The sequence below is a fragment of the Pseudomonas sp. H2_A10 genome (genome assembly GCF_054680085.1).
Window position 1 is genome coordinate 2,319,639 of sequence record NZ_CP162821.1, and the last position, 24,706, is coordinate 2,344,344.

A 24,706-nucleotide genomic window follows, 5' to 3' on the forward strand; every position below is an offset into this window, starting at 1 on the left:
CTGGGAAAAAATCCCAGTACTGCACCATTTCAGCAAAATAACCGGACGCAACCGGACAATGAGGGGGTGATGACTGGGAAAAATTCCCAGTACTAGGCGGAAAAATTCCCACCGAAAAACTCGAAATCAGATGAACTTGAAGCGCGGTGGCCCGGGGGAAATCTCGAGTTCCTTTCCCGGGCAGTCGTCAATTGCTGCCCAGGTGACCGCATACAGCGCGCAACGGGCCATTCCCTGCTCTCTGCCGCCCTTACGGCTCTCCCTTGTGCGAACGATCAGCCCAGCCTCCATAAGCTCAGCGAGGGCTGAGGCAAGCGTCTTCGCGTCCATAGGCTTACCCTTGGCCATCATTGAGGCAGTGCAGGAGAGATCTCCGTTATTGCGGCCGTTGTAGTTCCTGGCCAGCTTGATCAGCACCGTTACCGCCTTGGTCGACAGATTGTCGAAGGCGTCGCTGACCAAGAGCCGATAAGGAAGCGCCAAAACTCGGCCGCCGCCAAAATCGACTTTGTAGGGTTTTTTTCTGGCCATTAGCGGCTCACAGGCAGGCGGAACGGGTGTCTCCGTTATGGAGACACCCGCTATCTTTGGATTACGACGCTTCGCGCATGAGGATGTACTTGGCCACGCGGTGTGGTGGCCGGCCTGGTTCGGTGGACTGGTGCGTCCAGTAGGTGCGAATTTCGTGACCCTTTTTCCTGAGGCGTCGGATGGTGTTGGGGGGCTGGACAATATCCAGGTCCTTGGCGGCTTCGATGGTCGATACCGGCCCGTTTCGCAGGGCCTCCATCATCTTGCGGTCTTGCTCAGTGGAAGAATGACGTGTCATAGTTTGCCCTTCACGTTGGTGCTATCCAGTGTGTTTTCGCTAAGGCGGTGCTCGAACACCGCCTTGGCAATCTCTCGCGCAACCGTGCGCAATCCCCACTCCTTATTCTTTTCGCACTTCATCGTGCGCCGACCTTTGCTGCGCGCTCGATGAAAGCCTTTAGCTCGGATGCCAACGCCAGGCGCCGGCGGCCGATCTTAAAAGTCTTGATTTCGCCCCGAGCGATCAGCTCGTAGGTTGCTGAGCGCGATATACCCAGAATGCGGGCAGATTCTTCGACGCTCATCGACAGCGGCGCCATTTGTTGCTGTGCTTGTTCCATGGATGTCTCCCGAAAAACGAAGCCGGAGAAGGCGTCGTGTGTTGCTAGGTTACAACGCACAAAACTAACATTGCAAGCAATTGCTAGACAGACTCGTACTCGCATGGATTGACAGGGGTTTGCGTGTCGCGCAAGCTGTGGCAATCAGGTCGGCAAGGCTGACCTCATCAGAGCAGATGGAAAGTTATGGCTACTAAGACAAGTAAGCGGGCGGGTGAATCGAGCACGACAGTGAGTGTTGGGATACGGATCGATCCTAAGATCAAGTTCGCCTTGGACATCATGGGGCGACTCCAGAAGCGCTCTTTGACGGCCGTTATTGAATGGTCAATTTCACAGGCAATTGCGAGTCAGGCGACAGACGCAGATGGCGGAACCTTGGCGAGCTCCATAGACAAAATATGGTCTACTGATGAGTCGGTTCGAATGGTCAACCTTGCCATCAATATGCCGGAAGCTCTTACATACGATGAGTTACGAGTATGGGAGACCATCAGATCCAGCGAGTACTTTTGGAACACGTATCCCAACGGATCGTTCGGAGACAACTTTGATCGATTGGAACTGAACCTCATCAGGTCTAACTGGGCGTTGATCCAGTATCATGTTGAAAAGCATAAATCGTCACCGACAGTGGTCCCCATGTACGACGACGACTTCATGCCTGATGACATACCGTTCTAGATTAACTCGACTGCCGCTGCCTTGGTCCCGGGAGCCAGGTGCGCGTACCGTAGGGTCATCTTGATATCCGCGTGCCCCAGCAGATCTCGTACCGTGTTGAGCGGTACGCCGGCCATTACCAGGCGAGACGCGAAGTCGTGACGCAAATCGTGCCAGCGGAATCCGTCGATCTGCGCCCGCTCAAGCAACTTGAGCCAGGCGCTTTTGACGTCCTCAAAGCGACCGCCGCCCTGACCTGGGAATACATAGGGCGACTTGCTCACCTGCTTCTTCCAGGCTTCCAGCACACCAACGGTCTCCTTGTTCATCGGGATGTGGCGCGTATCGCTTGTCTTGGTGGTGGCCCCGGCGACTGTGATTGTCTTCGTGTCGAAGTTCACCGCTGACCATTTCAGGTCGAACAGCTCTCCGCGCCTCATGCCGGTATTCAACGATACCAACACCATTGGCTTCAGGTGATCGGTGAAGGGCAGTTGCAGAAGGCTTGGCAACAGCTCTCTGTAACGGTCCGTTCGCCAGGTATTTGCACTCTCACGCTCGGCCCTCATTTCATCCTGTCGAGCGTCCAGGGCATCGCGTAGACGCTTGGTCTCGTCAGCAGCCAGGTAGCGAATCACTCCCTTTGAATCGACTTTGAGCTGTTTCAGCTTGGCCAGCGGATGTATATCGATGTACTCCCACTCAACGGCACGACTGAATACCCCGCTGATTGAACCCATCTTGCGGTTCACCGTTGAAGGCTTGTTGCCGGCCTGCATCCATCCTGTGCGGATCTGCTCCAGGTCCCGCCCGGTTATCGCGTCCAAGCGCTGGGGCATGATTGGGTCGAAGTTGTTGCTGAGGGTGTGCTGCGTCTTCTCATGGCCTTTGTGATGAGCTTTGAACCACGGCATATAGTTGTCGTCGATGAAATCGCGCAGCGAGGGCAGGGCTGACCCCTTGCGCACCTGGGCGATGGCCAGGGGCTCGCCGTGGGCGTGCGCATCGGCTAAGTACTGGGCGGCCTCGGTTCGGGCTTGGTCAAGGGTAAGCACGCCGACACGCCCGAGGGTGGCGTTCTTGTTTCGGCCCCAAGTGACCATGTAGGACTTGTGACCGCTGGGCAGTACGCGAATAAAGAAACCGGGTTGCACGGTGTCATGCACGCGGTATGCTTTCGCCTCGGCGGCTAGGCTGCCAATAAGCTTCTGAGTGATTTTGGTTTTCAAGGGTTCGACCGTGACAGCAGGGTGGCAGCAAAAAGCACTATACCGCTCGATGTTCACGGACTCAATGGGACTAAAAGGCCCAATAATACTGGGCTTGTGGCTGTACCCATTGGGTCTAAATTGACCCTCCTAAGGGGAAGGTTGGCCGTTCGAACCGGCCCTGGGACACCATATTATTCAAGGCTTGTAGCGCTTTTTTTTCTTCTCTTGGCTCTCATGTGGACAGCGTGGGTGCAGCAGTAACAATTCAGGCAGAAAAAATCCCCGCTAAGGTTTGACCTGGTGAGACTTTTTTCGCCGGATGGTGACGAAGAATGCTTATCCGTTGTGCTACGGAGTGAGAGATTTCCCCCACCGCTTGGTTACGGTTTGGATTTCGAGCCCCATTACCTGAATACTCACTTCCAATCGGTGATATTCAGGCGATGTCAGGCGGGCGGTCATGATCGTCGTTGCTATGCTCTTACCCCGATGAAGAGGTCCAAGCTCATCGGCAATTGTTCATTGATTGCTAAGGCAATTTGCTGCACTTGGTTTTCTGTTAGTGGAAGCTCTCCGTCGGCCTCCGCCGCCAAACTTTTCCAGCCCAGCACCTCCATAACCGCTTGCTGAAACTCAGGGCTTATCTCGAGCTCAAATTTAATTGAGTCATCTTCGTTGGCGTCAGCGAGAAACCCCGTAATTTCTAAAAACATCTTGGCCCTCCAATATCACTTTGATGTGGTACGTCCTGGTTCAGCGTCCTTTGTTCGCTCTCCTGTTCCTGGGTTGAACTCCCCCCAGGTGCTTGCCTTGTTTGTCGTATAGCTCGACTCTGCCGTTCTCATAATCCCATTCATAAATTCTGCCTTTGCGATCTTTCCAACGACTTCGTTTTTTGCCTGCGCCCTGGACACTCGACATCTGTTTTGCGCGTATTGCATCTGGGCTACATTTTTTGTTGGCATTCGGTCTTTTCACCTACCAATCGAACCTTGCCGCCGATCGAGGTTCACAGCATGTGCGTCGTGTCTTTTATCGTAACGATGTACCTTGCACGCCACCCGGCAGCGTCTGAGCGGTTAAGCAAAATAATCCCCGGAAACAGCCTCTGCCGCCTGTCCGGAACCTGCCACCCGGGACTATCATGCCGATAGCCCTGTTTCTAACTGCAAGGAGCCGCTCGGAACGCCGATGCGCCAGATCTGGAAATCTTTTCGAGCCCTTTATTTCGCTTCCTTGATGATGCTGATCGGCTCCGGCCTGCTCAGTACTTACCTGGCCTTGCGCCTGGCGGCTGACCATGTCGACAGCTTGTGGGTGGGTGCGCTGATGGCGGCCAACTATTTCGGCCTGGTGCTGGGCGGCAAGATCGGGCATCGCCTGATCGCCCGGGTCGGGCATATTCGCGCGTATGCGACCTGTGCCGGTATCGTCGGTGCGGCGGTGCTGGGGCATGGTTTGGTCGACTGGTTGCCGGCCTGGATCGTGCTGCGGGTGATCGTTGGCCTGGGCATGATGTGCCAGTACATGGTGATCGAAAGCTGGCTCAACGAGCAGGCGGATGCCAAGCAGCGTGGCGTGGTGTTCAGCGGCTATATGATCGCTTCCTACCTTGGCTTGGTGTTGGGGCAGTTGATTCTGGTCATGCATCCTCAACTCGACCTGGAGTTGTTGATGCTGGTCGCGCTGTGCTTTGCCTTGTGCCTTGTGCCGGTGGCCATGACCCGACGCATCCACCCCGCGCCCCTGCACCCCGCACCGATGGAGCCGCGTTTCTTTATCAAGCGCGTGCCGCAGTCGCTGAGCACGGTATTGGGGGCGGGGTTGATTGTCGGCTCTTTCTATGGCCTGGCACCGCTGTATGCGTCCCAGCAGGGGCTCACCACCGAGCAAGTGGGTTTGTTCATGGGTAGCTGCATTTTTGCCGGACTGCTGGTGCAGTGGCCGCTGGGATGGTTGTCTGACCGCTATGATCGCGCGCTGTTGATTCGTTGTTTTGCCCTGTGCCTGGCGGTGGCGGCATTGCCGCTCGCAATCATGACCCAGGTGCCGCTGGAGGTTTTGTTCGTCGCAGGCTTCCTCTGCTCGCTGGTGCAGTTCTGTTTGTACCCGCTGGCCGTGGCGTTTTCCAATGACCATGTCGAAGGTGATCGCCGCGTGTCGCTGACAGCCATGTTGCTGGTGACATATGGCATCGGCGCCAGTATCGGGCCTTTGCTGGCGGGTGTGGTGATGAAGATGTTCGGCAGCCAGATGCTTTACGCGTTTTTCAGCCTGTGTGCGTTGATTCTGGTGTGGCGCATCCGGCCAAAAGCCGTCACCAACCTGCACCAGGTGGAGGACGCCCCCCTGCATCACGTGGCGATGCCCGACAGTATGTCCAGCTCACCGCTGGTGGCTGCACTTGACCCGCGGGTGGATGAGGCCGTGGTCCAGGAGCAGATGCAGACCACTGCGCCTGAGCCTGAGCCTGAAACCGAGCCAGAGCAGCCGCCGATAGAGGAGCCAGGCTGCGAAGCGCCACCCGAGCATCCGGACCCGGACGAGCATCCCCATGACCTCAGCAGGGCACGCCCCTGAACGAAAAAAACGGGCAGATCCCCAAAGGATCTGCCCGTTTTTTTGTGACGACCTGTATGTATTAAAAATCGTCGTCTTTATCGAACCGTCGCGCTTCACGCTGCAACTGGTACACAAAGCGCTCGACCTGGCGCTGTACCAGCCCACTCATGTTGTGGAAGCGTACGCCGGCAAAGGTGGTATTGATCTTTTCTTCGAAGTGCAGGTAACGCAATTCGACCGAGGTGGTCATGCTGCCAAAGGGCAGGGCGGCAATAAATCGGTCGTAGACCTGGCCCAATTGCAGGCGCTCGGAGATATTGCCTTCAAAACGCAGCTTGCAGCCGGTGGCGGAAATATCCAGCAATTTACCGTTGACCGGCGCCTTGAGTTTTTCGCCACCCAGTTCGATGTTGACCAATTGCGCCAGCTTCAACGCGGCACGGAACGCATTTCGACGCTGATGGTAGACCACCTCGTCCGGCAGGCTGCCGGTGTAAATGCGGTGGCCGTCTTTCGCGCTGATAGCCAGGGTGCCCTTGCTTTCCCAGGCAACGCGAACGCCATCGTGGAAGCCTTCGATGCGGAAGGGCTCGCCGCTCTCAAGGTAGCGTTCGCCGTCGCGTGGAATCATTTCGTCCAGTGCCAGCGTGTTGCTGTCACGGTTGACGTCCACCAGATAGCTTTGGAAGCGCTGGCTGCGTTCGTGGAAGGTGATGATCAGCGGGTCATGGCTGTCTTGCAGCATCCGCAAGGTGCCGGCGATTTCCAGAGGCGTGGTGAGCACCTTGGGTGGCTGCGGGGCATCTTCCGCATTAAGGGCGTTGAACACGGTTCTTCCATCTCCAGACAAAATACGACTACACGCAAGAACCGGCATTTTGCCAGCATGTGGCGCGCCTTGGATAGGGCGCACGGTAAACCGATGTCAGGCTTGGCTGCGGGTGCTTGGTTTGACCAGACGCGAGGTGGAACCCTGGGCGTTATACAGCGCCGGCGGCTCTCCGCCGTGAAGTATGCGTAACTGGTTGGCGGTCGTGGCTTGCTGAAGCTGGATCGACTGACCGTTGAGCCGGTTGGCTTCCTGGCACTGGGCGAGCAACTGATTGAGTTCTTTGCTCTGGGACAGCAATTGGTCGCCAACCGAGGAGTGGCTGGCCAACTGCGCCAGGCCGTCATGGTCTGCCGGCAGGCCGAGACTACTGAGGATCTGGCTGCGTTTTTTGCCGTGTTGCTCCAGCAGCACAATCAGCGATTGCTTGCGCGCCAGAATTTCTTCCAGCAGCGGCATATCCCGGCCATAGAGGGCCAGGGATTCTTCTTTGAGCAGCTCGAGCAATTGTTGCGTCGGCGCTAGATCATCAATGATCAGTTGCAGCAAATTTTCGTCGTGATGCATGGCTGGCCTTGGGGTTTAAGCGTCCAAAAGCCCTGCGCAGGCCTTTGCCTAGCGCTCGGCTTCGAAATTAAGCAGCTTGCTGGCTACACGGTTGCTGTCGACTTTATAGCTGCCATCGGCGATTGCCTGTTTCAACTCGGCCACGCGGGCTTTATTGACCACTGGTTGATCGCGCAGCGAGTCAGTGACCTTCTGCAACTGTTGAGCCTCATTGCTCAGGTGTACGGATTCCCCGCTTTGGCTGACGCTGGCCTGTTCTGTCAGCGGCTGGGCCTTGGCTTCGACGCTTTCTTTGGCAGCGCTGGTACGCGTAGCGCCTGACGTCGACGGGGTGTTATTCAAACGGCTGAAATCGATGACCATGATAAAAAAACCTCTGGGTATTTGGACGCTTGCCATGTTTTCGGCCATACCCGGACAAACTTTAGGCGCGAATGACAATAAATCTCCGCACGGTAAACCGCGTGCACAGTGTAGGAAAACCCAGCGTCCTGTACCAGTAATCTATAAAGCGACCTCTACCTGTCCGGGGGCTGTGACCCGCGCTTTGATCACGCGATTGGAATTGAGATTCTTGACTCGAATTTGTTCACTCATGCCGCCGTTGGACAACGCTTCACCGGGCATTTTTACATTCAGCGTACCGCTGCTGGCGGAAATTACCACTTGGTCGCCCTTGCGAATCACTTCGGCCTGTTCCAGGTGGACCAGCGTGATCACCTGATCGGTGACCACTGGTCGGGTCAATCGTTGGCCGACGGCCTGATCCAGGGACGTCAGGTAGCCCTGGCTGATCAGGCTGATGTCGCGTTCGCGTAATACGACGTCCTCAAAACCGATGATGCCGGTGCGTTTCAGTGGTCGGGCCACTACCACAACATCGCGAAACAACTTGACCTGCGCCGGCACAAACACCGTCCAAGGCGAGGCTCCGTCGCAGCGCACCCGTACCGTCACGCGGCCGATGGGCTGGGCTGGGCTTTCAAGGGTCGCTGTCAATTCCTTGTCGCACATCGGCATGCGCAGGCGGGGGTCCAATTGGTTGACTTGGATTTCATAACGCCCCGGTGTCTGTGTGGTTGCCAGATAATCTTCTACAGTGAACTCAAGAAAGCCCTGAGTGACGCCGATAAGGAGATCAGGCAAGGTGACGTTCTCTGCGCGGGCCGTGGTGTTCAGGCTCAAAGCAAGCAACGCCACCGAGGCGCAGAGCAATCTGCGGTAACGTGGGAGTCGAAGGCGTCGGGAAACTGTCGTTTTAATGTCCATGGCCAATAAATAGCAAGGCTCGTGCCGTTTAGTGTTGGGTGCGCGCTGCCGTGTAGGTACAGCCCAAGGTTTTAGCGTAGGAGTAAAGGCATGGCAGGTGTAATGGATTCAGTAAACCAGCGCACACAGCTGGTAGGGCAGAATCGCCTGGAGTTGTTGCTTTTTCGCCTCGATGGCAAGCAACTCTATGGCATCAATGTGTTCAAGGTACGGGAAGTGCTGCAGTGCCCCAAGCTGACGATCATGCCCAAATCCAGCCCGGTGGTGTGTGGCGTGGCCAATATTCGTGGTGCGACCATTCCGATTCTCGACCTGGCCCTGGCCACAGGTTCGGCAGGCTTGCAGGACCGCGAAAGCCCATTCGTGATCATTACCGAATACAACACCAAGACCCAGGGTTTCCTGGTGCGCTCGGTGGAGCGCATCGTCAACATGAACTGGGAAGAGATCCATCCGCCACCCAAGGGCACCGGCCGCGACCACTACCTCACGGCGGTGACGCGGGTCGATAACCAGTTGGTGGAAATCATCGACGTAGAGAAGATCCTCGCCGAAGTGGCGCCGACCTCGGAATCGATTTCGGTCGGTGTGGTTGACGCGGAGACGGCGCACAAGGCGGTCTCGCTGCGGGTGCTCACAGTGGACGACTCCTCGGTGGCGCGTAAGCAGGTGACCCGTTGCCTGCAAACCGTCGGCGTGGACGTAGTGGCGCTCAACGACGGCCGCCAGGCGCTGGACTATCTGCGCAAACTGGTGGATGAGGGTAAGAAGCCGGAAGAAGAATTCTTGATGATGATTTCCGACATCGAGATGCCGGAAATGGATGGCTACACTCTCACGGCCGAAATACGCAGCGATCCACGCATGCAAAAATTGCATATCGTCCTGCATACTTCGTTGTCGGGTGTATTCAATCAGGCGATGGTCAAGAAAGTCGGTGCCGATGACTTCCTGGCCAAATTCCGTCCTGATGACCTGGCATCCCGGGTGGTCGACCGGATCAAGGCAGCAGAATAATAATAGCCAGGGGCTTTTTCCCTGGCGGTCATACGATTTTAGAGGCGGTATCAGTGTCTACAGGTAATTTGGATTTTGAGCAGTTCCGGGTCTTCCTGGAAAAAGCCTGTGGGATATTGCTCGGTGAAAACAAGCAATACCTGGTATCCAGTCGTCTTAACAAACTAATGGAGCAGCAGGGTATCAAGTCCCTGGGTGAGTTGGTTCAACGGATCCAGGGCCAGCCGCGCAGTGGGCTCAAAGAGATGGTGGTCGATGCCATGACCACCAACGAAACCCTGTGGTTTCGTGACACCTACCCCTTTGAGGTGCTCAAGAGCAAGGTGCTGCCGGAGGCTATCAAGGCCAGCCCGGGCCAGCGTCTGCGCATCTGGTCGGCGGCCTGTTCTTCGGGGCAGGAGCCGTATTCCATCTCGATGTCCATCGATGAGTTCGAGCGGACCAACATCGGGCAATTGAAGGCCGGTGCGCAAATTGTCGCCACCGATCTGTCCGGCACCATGCTCACCAACTGCAAGACCGGTGAGTACGACAGCCTGGCCCTGGGCCGTGGTTTGTCCCAAGACCGGTTGCAGCGCTACTTCGAGCCTAAAGGCGCCGGGCGCTGGGCGATCAAGGCGCCGATCAAAAACCGCGTGGAGTTTCGCTCGTTCAACCTGCTCGACAGCTACGCCAGCCTGGGCAAGTTCGACATGGTGTTTTGCCGCAACGTGCTGATCTACTTCTCGGCCGAGGTGAAGAAAGACATCCTGTTGCGCATCCATGGCACGCTCAAGCGTGGCGGCTACCTGTTCCTGGGTGCTTCCGAAGCGCTGAACGGCCTGCCGGATCACTTCCAGATGGTGCAGTGCAGCCCCGGCATCATTTACCAGGCCAAATAACCGGCGCTTTAAAAACAAAAACGGGAGACCTTTGCAAAGTCTCCCGTTTTTTATTCGCGCAAAATCGCTGCCGGTCCTCATCAACAGCGCTCAGGGCGTGGTGCTCATTTGGAGGGGCCCCAGGGACAGGCCATGTTGCCCGCTGGGCACTGTTGCGTTGAAGATGCCGAGTCGCACGGTTCCCGTCGTGGCGGCGGTAAATGTTCCTGTTCCGATTTGGCGTCGGGCATCGGTAATAGTGGTGACGTCAGGCCCGATCCGGCTGCCGTTTATCGTCATGTGCAGGGTCGACCCGTCGCTGACGGCTGTACTTCCCGTCACCTCGAAGCTGCAGTTATAGGTGCGTCCTGCCGTTACCGGAACTGCACGGGTGATGATGTGGGAGCTGGTGGCCTGATTGTTGAACTGGTTAACGACCACGCGGCTACCGATCACGCTTAGCCGCGACACATAGACGCCTTGTGCTACCCAGCCTTGAAAGGTGCCGTCGCTGAAGTCCCATGACTGGTCTGGTGGCACCACAATGGGCAGGCGACCGATGTTTACTCTCGCCTCCCCTGCAGTGGAATACAGCCCTCCACGCAGGATGCGGGCCCGCAACTGGACTTCGGTGCCCGCACTGGCGATGACAATGTTCGTGGGAATCAGAATCCGCAGCGAAGCGGTGCTGTGGGCAATATTAAAGCTTTGATTGTGCGTGCCACCAAGAACGGTGCTGTTGAGGCTCAAATAGAAATAATCGGCTGGCTGCATAGGAAAATCCAACCTCAGTATGGCGACGTCGCCGCTCAGTCGGGCAGGGTCAAGATTCGGGATCGGCTGTGTCGAATCCTGTTCGACAAACCTGGGGGCCGGGATTATCAACATGTCGAGCCTCTGCGTTGTGCTTAAGGGGGTCGGTTGATAAAGTATCAAAGCCTACGCGTGTCGCAATTGTCATAAATAACAGTACGGACAAACGGTTAAATACCCCGGCCCCCTGCGCACACCGTTTATAGCCCTCCACTCGCAAGCGGCAAGCCCGATTGCCGCTTTACTGGCGCTACGCGGAAATCGCTTGCCGCTTTTCTGGCATCACCGCCGGCAACATTGCCGCAAGCCCTTGAAATTCGGGCTCTGCTCAGGTTGGCATGCACCTTGCTATAGTCCTGTTAACGAACAGCAGGTCAGCCTAAAGGTTTCCGCCATGAGCATCAGCTTCGATAAAGCGCTCGGTATCCACGAACAAGCCCTGGGCTTCCGCGCCCAGCGTGCCGAAGTCCTGGCCAACAACATTGCCAACGCCGACACCCCGAACTACAAGGCTCGGGACCTGGACTTCTCCGCTGTGCTCGCTGCACAGCAGGACAAGACCAAGAACGGCACCTTCGCCTTGAACATGACCAACAACCGTCATATCGAAGCGCAAGGCCTGAGCAGTGGTGACGAGTCGTTGCTGTATCGCACGCCGATGCAGCCATCGATCGACCAGAACACCGTCGACGCCCAACTGGAGCAATCGGCTTATGCCGAGAACTCGGTGAACTTTCAGGCCAGCTTTACCCTGCTCAACAGCAAATTCAAAGGGCTGATGTCAGCCCTGCGTGGAGAGTAAGCCATGTCCCTGTCCAGTGTTTTCAATATTGCCGGCAGTGGCATGAGCGCCCAGACCACGCGCCTCAACACCGTCGCCAGTAACATCGCCAACGCCGAGACTGTGTCTTCGAGCATTGACCAAACCTATCGCGCCCGGCACCCGGTGTTCGCCACCATGTTCCAGGCCGGCCAGAACGGTGGCAGCGATTCGTTGTTCCAGGAACAGGACGCCGCCGGCAAAGGCGTGCAGGTACTCGGTGTGGTCGAAGACCAGAGCAACCTCGAAGCGCGCTACGAGCCTAACCACCCGGCAGCGAACGAAAAAGGCTACGTGTATTACCCGAACGTCAACGTGGTCGAGGAGATGGCCGACATGATCTCCGCCAGCCGCTCGTTCCAGACCAACGCGGAAATGATGAACACCGCCAAAACCATGATGCAAAAGGTCCTGACCCTGGGTCAGTGATAAGGGGCGCCAAATAATGGCCATCGTTGATACGTCTAACAACACGGCAGTCCAGGACCTGTTCAATTCCAAGGTCAAGACTGCAACGGACAACAGCAGCCTGGGTGATGCTTCCAAGACCGCGACGGGCAACCAGTCGCTGGGCAAGGACGCGTTCCTGCAACTGCTGGTGACCCAACTGAAAAACCAGAACCCGCTGTCACCCCAGGACAACGGTGCATTCGTGGCCCAGCTGGCGCAGTTCAGCAGCCTCGAAGGCATCAACACCCTGAACGACTCGGTGAATAACATCTCCAGCAACTTCAGCTCCTCGCAAGCGCTGCAGGCTTCTTCGCTGGTCGGGCGTTCGATCATCACCCAGACCGACAAGGCCCTGGTGGATACCAGCAAGAGCATGACCGGCTCGGTGGCCGTGACCGCGGCGACGGGTAACGTCACCGTCAAGATCACCGACAAAGACGGCAACCTGGTGCGCACCCTCGATTTGGGCGCCCAGAGTGCCGGTACGTCGGACTTTATCTGGGATGGCAAGAACGGCAACGGCGAGGTCGCCCCAGCCGGCACCTACACCTTTGCGGCCACGACCAAGAATGACAAGGGCGACGCAGTGGCCCTGGCAACATCGCTGCCGGCAACCGTGACCAGCGTGACGTTGAGCAAGACCGGCGGCGAAATGCTGCTGAACCTTGCAGGTGGCATGGGCAGCGTGAAGCTGTCGCAAATTCAGACTATTGGTACATAGAGCCGGCTAGATACGGCAGAGGGAGAGAAACATGTCTTTTAACATCGGCCTTAGCGGCCTCTATGCGGCCAATAAACAACTGGACGTGACCGGCAACAACATCGCCAACGTCGCGACCACCGGCTTCAAGTCGTCCCGTGCGGAATTCTCCGACATCTATGCCGCGTCCAAACTGGGTACCGGCCAGAACAGCATCGGCAACGGCGTGAACCTGGCGGCGGTGTCCCAGCAATTCACCCAGGGTGACGTCAACGGCAGCGGCGGTATCCTGGACATGGCGATCCAGGGTGGTGGCTTCTTCGTGCAGAAGGGCAGCGACGGTTCGCTGGAGTACACTCGCAGCGGTGCCTTCCGTGCCGACAAAGACGGCTATATCACCAACAACACCGGTACCTCGCGTTTGCAAGGCTATGCGGCGGACGATGACGGCAAAATCATCAAGGGTGGCCTGACCGACCTGCAACTGAACCTGTCGAACCTGCCGCCGAAGGCGTCCACCAAGGTGGATTCCACCAGTAACCTGAACTCCTCGGAGCCGGTGATCAACCAGACGCTCAAGCCATTCGACCCGACGGATACCAGTACTTTCACCACCCAATACAGCACCACCTTGTACGACGCCCAAGGCAATGCGCACCCGATGGTGCAATACCTGGTGAAAACCGACGGCAACAAGTGGAACGCCTATACGCTGATTGATGGGCGCAACCCTAACGGTTCGTCACCAACGGGCGGTACGCCACCCACTCCGCCTGTGCCTTCGACCCTGACCTTTGACGGCTATGGCAAGCTCACCAGCATCGTCACCGCCGGCGCGTCCAGCACGACGCTGACCTTGACCGGTTGGGTGCCAGGTACCGTGACCAATGGCGTCTGGAAAGCCAACGGCGCGGATGCCAACCCTGACGGCATCGCCATCAACATGGCGAACATCACCCAGTACAACTCGGCCACCTACCGCAACCCACCGATCACCGACGGCTATGCCACCGGCCAGATCACCGGCCTGAAAATCGACGGCAGCGGCGTGTTGTTCGCCACGTTCAGCAACCAGCAGAGCAAGGCCATCGGCCAGATCTCCCTGGCCAGCTTCAACAACGAGCAGGGCCTGCAGCCAGCCGGCAGCACCACTTGGAGAGAGACGTTCGCTTCGGGCCAGCCGGGTTACGACACCCCGCAATCCGGTACCTTGGGTTCGATCGTGGCCAACTCCCTGGAGAACTCCAACGTCAACCTGACCAACGAGCTGGTGGACCTGATCAAGGACCCAGAGCAACTACCAGGCCAACGCCAAGACTATCTCCACCCAGAGCACCATCATGCAGACCATCATTCAGATGACTTGATGCCATGGCGTAATGCGCTTGACTGAAAACCCCTCGATCGAGGGGTTTTTTTTGCCCTGACAAACGTCGTCTGGAACGTCCTACGCCCTGAATGCCACCCATGAAGCCGGAAGCTATCGAGCTTGTGACCTTGGGTGGGGAATAACAATGGGAAATCAGTGGGGGATGGGTCGCAGCGAGGCCGGCGTGCATTTTGACGCGGGAGCGGCACAGTTCTATTTGAGCGGCAAAGGCGCGACACACGCGATCAACGAAGACCGGGACGCAAAAAATAAGGAGGCCGTCGCACAACTGCTCAAGGAGCTTGATGACGCGCACAGTACCGGCAAAAACCAGACTGTCCGGGAATTGCGCGACAGGCTCAATGAAAAACGCACAGCATTGGGGGACGACACGTTCAAGAAAATCCTTGAGCAACTCAAGGAAGAACGCTCCAAGCGATGGCTGGAGCTTTTAAAGATGCTGTTTCCGGACCTGTTTCCGGATACGCCTGCCCCTTCTCCGGCACCACCATCGCCTAGGGATGGCGGTGGCGGCGGTGATTTTCCCGGTCGCGGCGGCTTCGGTCCCAGTGAGTCGATGAGCAACAAGCCGATTACCGAAGGCTCACGGCATCACCACTACAAGCCCGACACGAGCAACCCCGGGAAAAAGCCGGACAATATCTGGAGTGGCTTCAGGCAGGGGCCTGACGGCAATTGCGTGACTGTATCGGCGATAAAGGCGGCGATGATGCGGTATGGGCAAAAACCTACGGACATTTTCAAAGACGTTAAGGCGTTGGGCCACGGCTACGAGGTGACCATGCGTGATGGCTTCAAGCTTTCTCTGTCCAATGACGAGGTGAGGCAGGCGGCCATTCATGCGCGTTTCAAGGGCGATGACCCGGCAATGATGACGGATGCCAACTTCATGTATGCCGCGAGCGCCAAGCGGGCGCAGATGGAAAACAATGACGGTACTGCTGGGCGCAGTTTCCAGGCGGCCATGAACAGCCTCAACGATGGCGAACACTCGCGTGAAGGGCTGGACCGTTTGGGTTTGAGAGGGTTCTACAGGCAGACAACCGTTGCTGATTTGAGAAACAGCAAGGTGGGCACCGTGGAGTTCGGTGGCCATTCGATGGCCGTGATTGATGGCCGGATTGAGTTGTGGGGCAAGCGCGGCGGCATGCCTCAATCAGGTATCGCGACCGTATTGTTTTAAATCGCGAGCGCTTTTCACCCAGCAAAAGAAAGCCCCCGATACGCCGTAAGCCTATCGGGGGCTTTCAACTTGGGTGGTTAACCCAATGGGCTCAGCTTATTGGCAAGCTTCGCAATCCGGCTCGTCAATCGCGCAGGCTTTTGGCACGGGTGCCGGGCCGGCTGGAGCAGCCAGAACCGAATCATCACCATGGTTGCCGCTGGACACTGCGTTCAGCTTGCCGGTGTTGATGGTCGACTTCTCGGTGCTGGTCGCTGCCAGGGCACGGAGGTAGTAAGTGGTTTTCAGACCACGGTACCAGGCCATGCGGTAGGTCACGTCAAGCTTCTTGCCCGAAGCGCCGGCGATGTACAGGTTCAGGGACTGCGCCTGGTCGATCCACTTCTGACGACGGCTGGCGGCGTCAACGATCCACTTGGTGTCCACTTCGAATGCAGTCGCGTAGAGCTCTTTGAGCTCCTGCGGGATGCGCTCGATCTGCTGCACGGAACCGTCGTAGTACTTGAGGTCGTTGATCATCACCGAGTCCCACAGGCCGCGAGCTTTCAGGTCGCGAACCAGGTACGGGTTGATCACGGTGAATTCGCCCGACAGGTTCGATTTCACATACAGGTTCTGGTAGGTCGGTTCGATCGACTGCGATACGCCGGTGATGTTGGCGATGGTCGCGGTCGGCGCGATGGCCATGATGTTGGAGTTACGAATACCTTTCTGCACACGGGCACGTACCGGTGCCCAGTCCAGGGTTTCGTTCAGGTCGACATCGATGTACTTCTGGCCACGGGCTTCGATCAGGATCTGTTGCGAATCCAGCGGCAGGATGCCCTTGGACCACAGCGAACCCTGGAACGTCTCGTAGGCGCCGCGCTCGTCGGCCAGGTCGCAGGAGGCCTGGATCGCGTAGTAGCTGACCGCTTCCATGGACTTGTCGGCGAACTCGACCGCCGCATCCGAACCGTACGGAATGTGCTGCAGGTACAAAGCGTCCTGGAAGCCCATGATGCCCAAGCCGACCGGACGGTGCTTGAAGTTGGAGTTCTGCGCCTGCGGCACCGAGTAGTAGTTGATGTCGATCACGTTATCGAGCATGCGTACGGCGGTGTTGACAGTGCGTTCCAGCTTGGCGGTGTCCAGCTTGCCGTTGACGATGTGGTTCGGCAGGTTGATCGAGCCCAGGTTGCAAACGGCGATCTCGTCCTTGTTGGTGTTCAAGGTGATCTCGGTGCACAGGTTCGAGCTGTGGACCACGCCCACGTGCTGCTGCGGGCTGCGCAGGTTGCATGGGTCTTTGAAGGTCAGCCATGGGTGGCCGGTTTCGAACAGCATGGACAGCATCTTGCGCCACAGGTCTTTGGCCTGGATGGTCTTGAACAGCTTGACCTTGCCTGGGTACTCGGTGAGGGCTTCGTAGTACTCGTAGCGCTCTTCGAAGGCTTTGCCGGTCAGGTCGTGCAGGTCCGGCACTTCGGATGGCGAGAACAGGGTCCACTTGCCGTCATCGAAGACACGCTTCATGAACAGGTCGGGGATCCAGTTGGCGGTGTTCATGTCGTGGGTACGACGACGGTCATCACCGGTGTTCTTGCGCAGCTCGATGAACTCTTCGATGTCCATGTGCCAGGTTTCCAGGTAGGCACACACCGCGCCTTTGCGCTTGCCGCCCTGGTTGACCGCAACGGCGGTGTCGTTCACGACTTTGAGGAACGGTACGACGCCCTGGGACTTGCCGTTGGTGCCCTTGATGTAGGAACCCAGTGCACGTACCGGGGTCCAGTCGTTGCCCAGGCCACCGGCGAATTTGGACAGCATGGCGTTGTCGTGGATCGCGTGGTAGATGCCCGACAGGTCATCCGGCACGGTGGTCAGGTAGCAGCTCGACAGCTGTGGGCGCAGGGTACCGGCGTTGAACAGGGTCGGGGTCGACGACATGTAGTCGAAGGACGACAGCAGGTTGTAGAACTCGATCGCACGGTCTTCCTTGTGCTTCTCTTCGATGGCCAGGCCCATGGCCACGCGCATGAAGAACACCTGCGGCAGTTCGAAACGGATACCGTCCTTGTGGATGAAATAACGGTCGTAAAGCGTTTGCAGGCCCAGGTAGGTGAATTGCTGGTCACGCTCGTGGTTGATCGCCTTGCCGAGTTTTTCCAGGTCGAAGGTGGCCAGGACCGGGTTGAGCAATTCGAATTCGATACCCTTGGCGATGTAGGCAGGCAGGGCCTTGGCGTACAGGTCGGCCATTTCGTGATGGGTGGCGCTGTCGGCCACGCCCAGGAAGCCCAGGCCTTCGGCACGCAGGGTGTCCATCAGCAGGCGCGCGGTGACGAACGAGTAGTTCGGCTCGCGTTCAACCAGGGTACGGGCGGTCATCACCAGGGCGGTGTTGACGTCGGTCAGGGCCACGCCGTCGTATAGGTTCTTCAGGGTTTCGCGCTGGATCAGGTCACCGTCGACTTCTTCCAGGCCTTCGCAGGCCTCGGTGATGATGGTGTTCAGGCGGCCCAGGTCCAGCGGCGCAAAGCTGCCGTCGGCCAGGGTGATGCGGATCGAGGGGTGGGCTTGCACGGCTTCGGCGGCCGGTGCGTGCACGGCACGTTCCTTGGCGCGCGAATCGCGGTAGATCACGTAGTCGCGGGCGACTTTCTGCTCGCCGGCACGCATCAGGGCCAGTTCGACCTGGTCCTGGATTTCTTCGATGTGGATGGTGCCGCCCGACGGCATGCGACGCTTGAAGGTCGCGGTGACCTGTTCGGTCAGGCGGGCAACGGTGTCGTGGATGCGCGACGAAGCGGCAGCGGTGCCGCCTTCAACTGCGAGAAACGCTTTGGTGATGGCGACGGTGATTTTGTCATCGGTGTAAGGAACGACAGTGCCGTTACGCTTGATCACACGCAATTGGCCAGGTGCGGTAGCGGACAGATCCATATTCGAATCAGCGGCCTGCGGCACGGAGCCCTGCGGGTTCTCGCGAGTTGTGTCGGTTTGCATGGGGGGTTGTCTCCACGTTCTATATTTGATTGCGAGTGCCAGGCTCTTCCTGCAACACCCGTACCGTTTTCCATATCGGGATGGAGAAACAGGTGCCATCCGCGTGAGCGGTTTGGTCTACTGAAAATCGGTTGGTTCCACGCTGTGTCAGCAATAAAACGCTTGAATTTCGTGCCACTTGTGTGGTTGGGCAATTTGTTCAAAAACCCTACATGTAGGGTCTGTGTTGTCGCCGAGCTACAAGATAATGCGTTTTGGACGCCTTAGCAATGCACTAACCTGTGGATAACGCTGTGAGTAAAATGTGTATGAAAGGTGGAACTGCCGTGTAGGCCGCATCACTGCTGCATTGCGCCGTTTGTCACTAAATGTTCCAAGGACCAAACAGCCCGGCGAATTTCGAAGGGCGCGAACCCTATCACAAAAAAATGCGATCACCGAATGGATTTCCCGGCTTGTGCGCAAGGGTTGGGGCATGGCTACAATCGCCTCCTTTTATGCCTTCCCAACATGACAAACAGGGTATCTGCCTGGTGAAGACCAACCTGTGGGAGGGGGCATTTTTTATAACAATGAGGACAACGCATGGAGCAAGAAGCCTGGCACATATTGATTGTCGAGGACGACCAGCGATTGGCCGAGTTGACCCGCGAGTACCTGGAGAGCAACGGCCTGCGCGTGTCGGTCGAAGGTGACGGCGCCCTGGCCGCGGCGCGGATCATCGCCGAGCAACCGGACCTGGTGATCCTCGACCTGATGCTGCCCGGTGAAGATGGCCTGAGCATCTGCCGTAAGGTGCGCGAACGCTATGACGGCGTGATCCTGATGCTGACCGCGCGCACCGACGACATGGACCAGGTGCTCGGCCTGGACATGGGCGCCGACGACTACGTATGCAAACCCGTGCGCCCGCGCCTGTTGCTGGCGCGCATCCAGGCCTTGCTACGGCGCAGCGAGCCGGTCGAGCCCGTGGCGGTGGAAAACCAGCGCCGCCTGCAATTCGGCCCGTTGGTGGTGGACAACGCCCTGCGCGAAGCCTGGCTGCATGACAGCGGCATCGAACTGACCAGCGCCGAATTCGACCTGTTGTGGCTACTGGTGGCGAATGCCGGGCGCATTCTGTCCCGCGAAGAAATCTTTATCGCCCTGCGTGGCGTCGGCTATGACGGTCAGGATCGCTCCATTGATGTGCGCATTTCGCGTATTCGCCCCAAAATCGGCGACGACCCGATTCACCCGCGCCTGATCAAGACCATCCGCAGCAAAGGCTACCTGTTCGTCCCCGAAGCCTGCGCCGACATGCCGCTGTGAACTCGATCTTCCTGCGCATCTACGGCGGCATGTGCGCGGCGCTGATTCTGGTGGCGCTGCTCGGTGTGCTGGCCCTGCACTTGCTCAACGAGGTGCGCAGCGGCCAGTACCGCGAACGCCTGGCCCATGGCACCTTCGCCTTGATGGGCGACAACCTGCGCCCCATGAGCGCCATCGAGCGTCAGCGCGCGTTGGCGGTATGGGAGCGTTTGCTGGGCATTCCGCTGGAACTGCGCAGCCTCACCGACGCCCAGCTGGACCTCAGCCAGCGCAATCGCCTGCAACGCGGCCACGTGCTGGTACAGCAGACCGGGCCCCATGCCGCCCGCGTGCTGCGCCTGGTCAGTGATAAAGAGCAGTGGGTGCTCACGGGGGAGGTGCAGCAGATCAGCGAGCAGCTGGCCCGTGCGACCATTTACCTGTTGGCCGACGAACTGGTGCGCTTTGCGGTGGCCGAGCAACCGCAACGGCTGGCGGATATAAAACAGGCCAAGGGCTTTGGCTTCGACATGCACTTGATGACACTCGATCAGGCGGACATGGACGATGACCAGCGTCGCCGTGTGTCGGAAGGCGATACGGTGATGGCCCTGGGCAAGGGCGGCGACTCGATCCGCGTGTTTGCCGGTATGGTCGGCACGCCCTGGGTGCTGGAGCTCGGCCCGTTGTACCAGATGAACCCGTATCCGCCGCAATGGCTGGTGCTGATCGCCTTGATCGGCCTGACCCTGATCGGCCTGATCGTCTATCTCTTGGTGCGTCAGCTCGAGCGTCGGCTGCGCGGCCTGGAAGCCGCCGCCACACGCATCGCCAAAGGCAATCTGGAGGTGCGGGTACCGGCCCGTGGCGCCGACTCGGTAGGGCGCCTGGCCGCGGCGTTCAATGGCATGGCCGAGCACTTGCAACAATTGCTGGCGATCCAGCGAGAACTGGTGCGCGCCGTGTCCCATGAACTGCGCACACCGGTGGCGCGCCTGCGTTTTGGGCTGGAGATGATTGGCGAAGCCGCCACCCCTGAAACGCGGCGCAAGTACCTGGACGGCATGGACAGTGATATCCAGGACCTCGACGGCCTGGTGGATGAAATGCTCACCTACGCCCGGCTTGAGCAGGGCGCGCCGGAGCTGAATTTCCAGCGGGTCGATCTTGATGCGTTGCTCGACCAAGTGATCGGCGAATTATCGCCACTGCGCCCGCAAGTGACCGTCGCCCGTGGGATCTGCCTGTCATCGGCGCATTGGGACGATGCCTGGGTCGACGCCGAACCGCGTTACCTGCACCGCGCCCTGCAAAACCTGGTGAGCAACGCCATGCGCCATGCCCAGGGCCAGGTGTTGATCAGTTATCAGGTCGGCCAGGTACGTTGCCGCATCGATGTGGAAGATGACGGCCCCGGTGTGCCGGAAAGTGCCTGGGAACGCATTTTTACGCCGTTCCTGCGTCTCGACGACAGCCGCACCCGCGCGTCCGGCGGGCATGGCCTGGGCTTGTCGATTGTGCGGCGGATTATTTACTGGCATGGCGGGCGGGCGCTGATCGGCAAGAGCAATAACCTGGGCGGGGCATGCTTCAGCCTGAGTTGGCCGAGGGATCAGGACAAGCCCTGACACCGCTGTCGAAGGTAGCCACAGATCACAGTGTGGGAGGGGGCTTGCTCCCAATAGCGATCGATCAGACGCCGACGGCCACCAGGCTCAACAACTGCCCATCAGCCACCGCAAACTGCCCAACCAGCTCCTTGCCGTGGCACCACTCGCTGGACAGGTCGATCAACAGCCGCAAGCGCACGTGCCCGGTCGGCGACCATTGCACCACCTCGGCATGCTCAAAGTAGAAGCGCGTCTGCACAATCGGATACAGCGCCTTGAACAGGCTCTCTTTGACCGAAAACGTCAGCGTCACCAACAGGGCCGCCTGCTCGCGGTCTACCGTGGCCATGCGCTGCAATTCATCAGCGGTGAGAATCTCCCCGGCCAGGCGCTCCGCCCGTTCTCGTGTCAGCACATTTTCCAGATCCATGCCCAGCCCGCGCCATTGGGCCTTGTGCCCGACAATCGCTGCCGCATGCCCGGTGCTGTGGGTGATCGAGCCACTGATATGCGAAGGCCATACCGGCGCACGGTCTTCGCCGATCGCGGGGATGCAGTTGAGGTGGTCGAGCTGTTGCAGTGCGGCGCGGGCACACACTCGACCGGCGAGAAACTCGGCCTGGCGCTTGGCCACCGAGCGCTGGATGCTCGGCGGTGGCGGCACGGCGCTGCGCTGGAAGTCCCCAGCGGTTAATAGCGCCGGGTCAAAACGGGTGCTGAGAAACACCGTGCCCGGCAAGGGAACGGGCAGCGGCCAATGGGCATCGAGTGGAGTGCAGCAAGCGGGTAGGGGCGTCATGGGGCGGTATTTTGCCGAGTTGCAGCGCCCGCGGATAGCCCGCGGCTGTTCAGGGGGAGTTCAGGGGCGTTTGCGTAGGCTGGTCACAACAGCCCAAACGCGTATGAGGTAACCCACCATGACTGCGATCAAAAAGCTGATGTTGGCCTTGACCCTGCTCAGTGCCACCGCCGGGGCCCAAGCCTCGGAAGGTGCCTTCGCCGAGTTCGGCAGGGAGAAAACCAAGAAAACCAGTAGCCTGATCCAGCGTGTGAGTTTCGAGGATGCAGGCAGCCAGCCCCAGCCTTGGGGCCAGGCCCTGGGGCTTGCTGCCCCGCAGCCAACCTACCGCGTCGGCTATGAACATCTGAGCGGCCGGTTCAATGGCATTAAACTGCGCCCGCAAGACCTGCAGGGCCGCTATGATGTCCTCCTGTCGGACAGTTGATTTGCTTTGGAGAGCCTTATGAAATTGCTGGTGGTGGAAGATGAGGCGCTGTTGCGTCATCACTTGTTTACCCGCCTGACCGACAGCGGCCATGTGGTCGAGGCTGTGGCGAATGCCGAAGAGGCGCTTTACCAGATCGGCCAATTCAACCACGACCTGGCGATCATCGACCTGGGCCTGCCCGGCATGGGCGGCCTGGACCTGATCCGCCAATTGCGCACCCAGGCCAAGACCTTCCCGATCCTGATCCTCACCGCACGCGGTAACTGGCAGGACAAGGTCGAAGGCCTGGCCGCCGGTGCCGACGACTATGTGGTCAAGCCGTTCCAGTTCGAAGAGCTGGAGGCGCGCATGAACGCCTTGCTGCGTCGCTCCAGCGGGTTTACCCAGTCGACCATCGTCGCCGGGCCTCTGCTGCTGGACCTCAACCGCAAGCAAGCGTCGCTCGACGAACAGCCCTTGGCATTGACCGCCTACGAATACCGCATCCTCGAATACCTGATGCGCCATCACCAGCAAGTCGTCGCCAAGGACCGCTTGATGGAACAGCTCTACCCCGATGATGACGAGCGTGATCCAAACGTCATTGAAGTGCTGGTCGGCCGCCTGCGCCGCAAATTGGAAGGCCCGGCCGGGTTCAAACCGATCGACACCGTGCGCGACCTGGGCTACCTGTTCAATGAGCGCTGCCGTTGATTCGCTCGTTACGCGTGCGCTTGATGCTGGCGGCCACCACCCTGGCCGTGCTGTTTATGCTGGGCTTGTTGCCCGCCATGCAAGGTGCGTTCAGCCTGGCGTTGCAGGACTCTATCGAGCAGCGCCTGGCGTCGGATGTCACGACGTTGATCTCGGCCGCGCGGGTCGAAAACAATCGTCTGCTGATGCCGGCGCAATTGCCGGATGAGCGTTTCAACCTCACCGATAGCCGGTTGCTCGGCTATATCTACGACCGCGAAGGCCACCTGGTGTGGCGCTCGCGGGCGACCCGCGACGAAAACATCAACTACAAGCCGCGTTACGACGGGCGTGGCAATGAGTTTGCGCGGATCCGCGAGGCCGACGGCCAGGAATTCTTCGTCTATGACGTGGAGGTCAAGCTGCTTGGCGGCAAGAGCGCGGCGTTCAGTATCGTGGCCCTGCAACCGGTGCGTGAATACCAGCTGACCCTGGAGGGCCTGCGCGAGAACCTTTACCTGGGTTTCGGCGCGGCATTGCTGGTGCTACTGACCTTACTGTGGCTGGGCCTGACCTGGGGCCTGCAAGCCTTGCGGCGGTTGAGCCAGGAGTTGGACCAGATCGAGGGCGGCACCCGTGAAAGTCTCTCCGAACAACACCCCCGTGAATTACTGCGCCTTACCGGCTCCCTCAACCGCTTGCTGCACAGTGAACGCGAGCAGCGGGCGCGCTACCGCGATTCTCTGGACGACCTGGCCCATAGCCTGAAAACCCCGCTTGCGGTGTTGCAAGGCGTGAGCGAAGACATGGCCCAGCGCCCCGAGGACCGCGACCAGGCCTGGGTGCTGCAATCGCAGATCGAGCGCATGAGCCAGCAGATCAGCTATCAGCTCCAACGTGCCAGCTTGCGCAAAAGCGGCCTGGTGCGCCATCAGGTGCGCCTTGAACCGGTGCTGCAAAGCCTGTGCGATACGCTGGGCAAGGTGTACCGCGACAAGGGCGTCACGGTGTCTTTTGACTTGCCGCAGGCGTGCGACATACCAATCGAGAAGGGCGCCTTGCTCGAGTTGCTCGGCAACCTGCTGGAAAACGCCTACCGCCTGTGCCTGAGCGAAGTGCACATCAGCCTGGTAGAAAGCCTTGAAGGCATCGAGTTGTGCATCGAAGATGACGGCCCCGGCGTACCGCCGGATCAGCGCGCGCGGATTTTGCAGCGCGGCGAGCGGCTGGACCGCCAGCACCCTGGACAGGGGATTGGGCTGGCGGTGGTCAAGGACATCATCGAAAGCTACGGCGCGCGGCTGACCCTGGGCGATTCACCTTTGGGTGGGGCGGCGTTCAGGATTCATTTTCCGGCTGTTTGATCCTTATGGGCTGTAAAGGCCTCATCGGGGGCAAGCCCCTCCCACATTTTGATCTCTGAATACATTCA

The 24,706-nt window shown here is 58.8% G+C and carries 26 protein-coding genes and 1 pseudogene; 14 read left to right on the top strand and 13 right to left on the bottom strand.

Translation table 11 applies throughout. The features are described from left to right. Positions 1–126: 126 nt before the first annotated feature. The 3 genes from AB4O23_RS10825 to AB4O23_RS10835 form a co-directional block, all read right to left on the bottom strand. Complete coding sequence (locus AB4O23_RS10825; RefSeq protein ID WP_460063128.1) at positions 127–531, bottom strand: hypothetical protein; 405 nt, start codon at positions 529–531, stop codon at positions 127–129. Between the two features lie 61 nt (positions 532–592). Then, the gene (locus tag AB4O23_RS10830; protein WP_026067396.1) at positions 593–829 is read right to left on the bottom strand and encodes a helix-turn-helix domain-containing protein; all 237 of its coding nucleotides are present in this window, start codon (positions 827–829) and stop codon (positions 593–595) included. 118 nt (positions 830–947) lie between these two features. Beyond that, positions 948–1,151 carry a helix-turn-helix domain-containing protein gene (locus AB4O23_RS10835; protein WP_460063130.1) on the bottom strand — a complete coding sequence of 68 codons (204 nt, stop codon included), beginning with the start codon at positions 1,149–1,151 and terminating at the stop codon, positions 948–950. A 186-nt stretch (positions 1,152–1,337) separates the two neighbouring features. Between AB4O23_RS10835 and AB4O23_RS10840 the strand changes: the two genes are divergently transcribed. Continuing rightward, complete coding sequence (locus tag AB4O23_RS10840) at positions 1,338–1,835, top strand: hypothetical protein (RefSeq protein WP_460063132.1); 498 nt, start codon at positions 1,338–1,340, stop codon at positions 1,833–1,835. On the opposite strand, the gene AB4O23_RS10845 is transcribed toward AB4O23_RS10840, so the two are convergent. The 3 genes from AB4O23_RS10845 to AB4O23_RS10855 form a co-directional block, all read right to left on the bottom strand. Then, a complete protein-coding gene (locus AB4O23_RS10845) occupies positions 1,832–3,043 on the bottom strand; it encodes a phage integrase (RefSeq protein WP_460063134.1) in 1,212 nt (403 codons plus the stop codon). The genes AB4O23_RS10840 and AB4O23_RS10845 overlap by 4 nt on opposite strands. A 455-nt stretch (positions 3,044–3,498) precedes the next feature. Then, positions 3,499–3,738, bottom strand: coding sequence for a pyocin S6 family toxin immunity protein (locus AB4O23_RS10850; RefSeq protein WP_065876827.1), 240 nt, complete (start codon positions 3,736–3,738; stop codon positions 3,499–3,501). A 40-nt stretch (positions 3,739–3,778) separates the two neighbouring features. Further along, positions 3,779–3,946: a colicin E3/pyocin S6 family cytotoxin gene (locus AB4O23_RS10855; RefSeq protein ID WP_317617127.1), complete on the bottom strand. Its 168-nt coding sequence runs from the start codon at positions 3,944–3,946 to the stop codon at positions 3,779–3,781. A gap of 270 nt (positions 3,947–4,216) precedes the next feature. Between AB4O23_RS10855 and AB4O23_RS10860 the strand changes: the two genes are divergently transcribed. Then, on the top strand, positions 4,217–5,605 hold the full coding sequence (locus AB4O23_RS10860; RefSeq protein ID WP_460150479.1) for an MFS transporter: 1,389 nt from the start codon (positions 4,217–4,219) through the stop codon (positions 5,603–5,605). A gap of 61 nt (positions 5,606–5,666) precedes the next feature. Here the strand turns inward: AB4O23_RS10860 and AB4O23_RS10865 are convergent, their stop codons facing one another. The 4 genes from AB4O23_RS10865 to flgA all read right to left on the bottom strand — a co-directional run bounded on the left by AB4O23_RS10865 (position 5,667) and on the right by flgA (position 8,252). Continuing rightward, positions 5,667–6,416 carry a flagellar brake protein gene (locus AB4O23_RS10865; RefSeq protein ID WP_017529454.1) on the bottom strand — a complete coding sequence of 250 codons (750 nt, stop codon included), beginning with the start codon at positions 6,414–6,416 and terminating at the stop codon, positions 5,667–5,669. 96 nt (positions 6,417–6,512) lie between these two features. After that, positions 6,513–6,983 carry a flagella synthesis protein FlgN gene (locus AB4O23_RS10870; RefSeq protein ID WP_017529455.1) on the bottom strand — a complete coding sequence of 157 codons (471 nt, stop codon included), beginning with the start codon at positions 6,981–6,983 and terminating at the stop codon, positions 6,513–6,515. Positions 6,984–7,031: 48 nt separating this feature from the next. After that, positions 7,032–7,346: a flagellar biosynthesis anti-sigma factor FlgM gene (gene flgM / locus AB4O23_RS10875; protein WP_017529456.1), complete on the bottom strand. Its 315-nt coding sequence runs from the start codon at positions 7,344–7,346 to the stop codon at positions 7,032–7,034. 141 nt (positions 7,347–7,487) lie between these two features. Continuing rightward, complete coding sequence (flgA, locus tag AB4O23_RS10880; RefSeq protein ID WP_026067398.1) at positions 7,488–8,252, bottom strand: flagellar basal body P-ring formation chaperone FlgA; 765 nt, start codon at positions 8,250–8,252, stop codon at positions 7,488–7,490. Between the two features lie 90 nt (positions 8,253–8,342). Between flgA and AB4O23_RS10885 the strand changes: the two genes are divergently transcribed. Next, the gene (locus AB4O23_RS10885) at positions 8,343–9,269 is read left to right on the top strand and encodes a chemotaxis protein CheV (RefSeq protein WP_017529458.1); all 927 of its coding nucleotides are present in this window, start codon (positions 8,343–8,345) and stop codon (positions 9,267–9,269) included. 53 nt (positions 9,270–9,322) lie between these two features. Then, positions 9,323–10,150, top strand: coding sequence for a protein-glutamate O-methyltransferase CheR (cheR, locus tag AB4O23_RS10890; protein ID WP_017529459.1), 828 nt, complete (start codon positions 9,323–9,325; stop codon positions 10,148–10,150). 90 nt (positions 10,151–10,240) lie between these two features. Here the strand turns inward: cheR and AB4O23_RS10895 are convergent, their stop codons facing one another. Continuing rightward, complete coding sequence (locus AB4O23_RS10895) at positions 10,241–11,017, bottom strand: hypothetical protein (RefSeq protein WP_026067399.1); 777 nt, start codon at positions 11,015–11,017, stop codon at positions 10,241–10,243. Between the two features lie 319 nt (positions 11,018–11,336). On the opposite strand from AB4O23_RS10895, the gene flgB reads away from it, so the two are divergent. The 5 genes and pseudogenes from flgB (at position 11,337) to AB4O23_RS10920 (ending at position 15,485) form a co-directional block, all read left to right on the top strand. Beyond that, positions 11,337–11,744, top strand: coding sequence for a flagellar basal body rod protein FlgB (gene flgB / locus AB4O23_RS10900; protein WP_017529461.1), 408 nt, complete (start codon positions 11,337–11,339; stop codon positions 11,742–11,744). A 3-nt stretch (positions 11,745–11,747) separates the two neighbouring features. Then, positions 11,748–12,191 carry a flagellar basal body rod protein FlgC gene (flgC, locus tag AB4O23_RS10905; protein ID WP_003175632.1) on the top strand — a complete coding sequence of 148 codons (444 nt, stop codon included), beginning with the start codon at positions 11,748–11,750 and terminating at the stop codon, positions 12,189–12,191. A gap of 16 nt (positions 12,192–12,207) precedes the next feature. Beyond that, positions 12,208–12,933 (top strand): flagellar hook assembly protein FlgD, encoded by a 726-nt coding sequence (gene flgD / locus AB4O23_RS10910; protein ID WP_017529462.1) that lies wholly within the window; start codon positions 12,208–12,210, stop codon positions 12,931–12,933. A 31-nt stretch (positions 12,934–12,964) separates the two neighbouring features. Continuing rightward, positions 12,965–14,279 (top strand): annotated as a pseudogene (gene flgE, locus AB4O23_RS10915) (flagellar hook protein FlgE). A gap of 147 nt (positions 14,280–14,426) precedes the next feature. Further along, on the top strand, positions 14,427–15,485 hold the full coding sequence (locus tag AB4O23_RS10920; protein ID WP_068937451.1) for a hypothetical protein: 1,059 nt from the start codon (positions 14,427–14,429) through the stop codon (positions 15,483–15,485). Positions 15,486–15,581: 96 nt separating this feature from the next. Here the strand turns inward: AB4O23_RS10920 and AB4O23_RS10925 are convergent, their stop codons facing one another. Beyond that, positions 15,582–18,473 (bottom strand): ribonucleoside-diphosphate reductase subunit alpha, encoded by a 2,892-nt coding sequence (locus AB4O23_RS10925; protein ID WP_017529465.1) that lies wholly within the window; start codon positions 18,471–18,473, stop codon positions 15,582–15,584. A 585-nt stretch (positions 18,474–19,058) separates the two neighbouring features. Between AB4O23_RS10925 and AB4O23_RS10930 the strand changes: the two genes are divergently transcribed. Together AB4O23_RS10930 and AB4O23_RS10935 are read left to right on the top strand one after the other, a co-directional pair. After that, positions 19,059–19,784 carry a response regulator gene (locus AB4O23_RS10930; protein WP_017529466.1) on the top strand — a complete coding sequence of 242 codons (726 nt, stop codon included), beginning with the start codon at positions 19,059–19,061 and terminating at the stop codon, positions 19,782–19,784. Next, positions 19,781–21,391: an ATP-binding protein gene (locus tag AB4O23_RS10935; protein ID WP_017529467.1), complete on the top strand. Its 1,611-nt coding sequence runs from the start codon at positions 19,781–19,783 to the stop codon at positions 21,389–21,391. Before AB4O23_RS10930 ends, AB4O23_RS10935 begins: the two co-directional genes overlap by 4 nt. A gap of 64 nt (positions 21,392–21,455) precedes the next feature. On the opposite strand, the gene AB4O23_RS10940 is transcribed toward AB4O23_RS10935, so the two are convergent. Then, positions 21,456–22,172: a 4'-phosphopantetheinyl transferase family protein gene (locus tag AB4O23_RS10940; RefSeq protein WP_460089306.1), complete on the bottom strand. Its 717-nt coding sequence runs from the start codon at positions 22,170–22,172 to the stop codon at positions 21,456–21,458. Between the two features lie 118 nt (positions 22,173–22,290). Here AB4O23_RS10940 and AB4O23_RS10945 point away from each other — a divergent pair, with 118 nt between their 5' ends. The 3 genes from AB4O23_RS10945 to AB4O23_RS10955 are packed head-to-tail and all read left to right on the top strand — an operon-like array spanning position 22,291 to position 24,638. Further along, positions 22,291–22,599, top strand: coding sequence for a hypothetical protein (locus AB4O23_RS10945; RefSeq protein ID WP_017529469.1), 309 nt, complete (start codon positions 22,291–22,293; stop codon positions 22,597–22,599). 18 nt (positions 22,600–22,617) lie between these two features. Next, positions 22,618–23,295, top strand: coding sequence for a response regulator (locus AB4O23_RS10950; protein WP_460063143.1), 678 nt, complete (start codon positions 22,618–22,620; stop codon positions 23,293–23,295). After that, positions 23,292–24,638: an ATP-binding protein gene (locus AB4O23_RS10955; RefSeq protein WP_017529471.1), complete on the top strand. Its 1,347-nt coding sequence runs from the start codon at positions 23,292–23,294 to the stop codon at positions 24,636–24,638. The genes AB4O23_RS10950 and AB4O23_RS10955 overlap by 4 nt, the downstream gene beginning before the upstream one ends. Positions 24,639–24,706 lie beyond the last annotated feature (68 nt).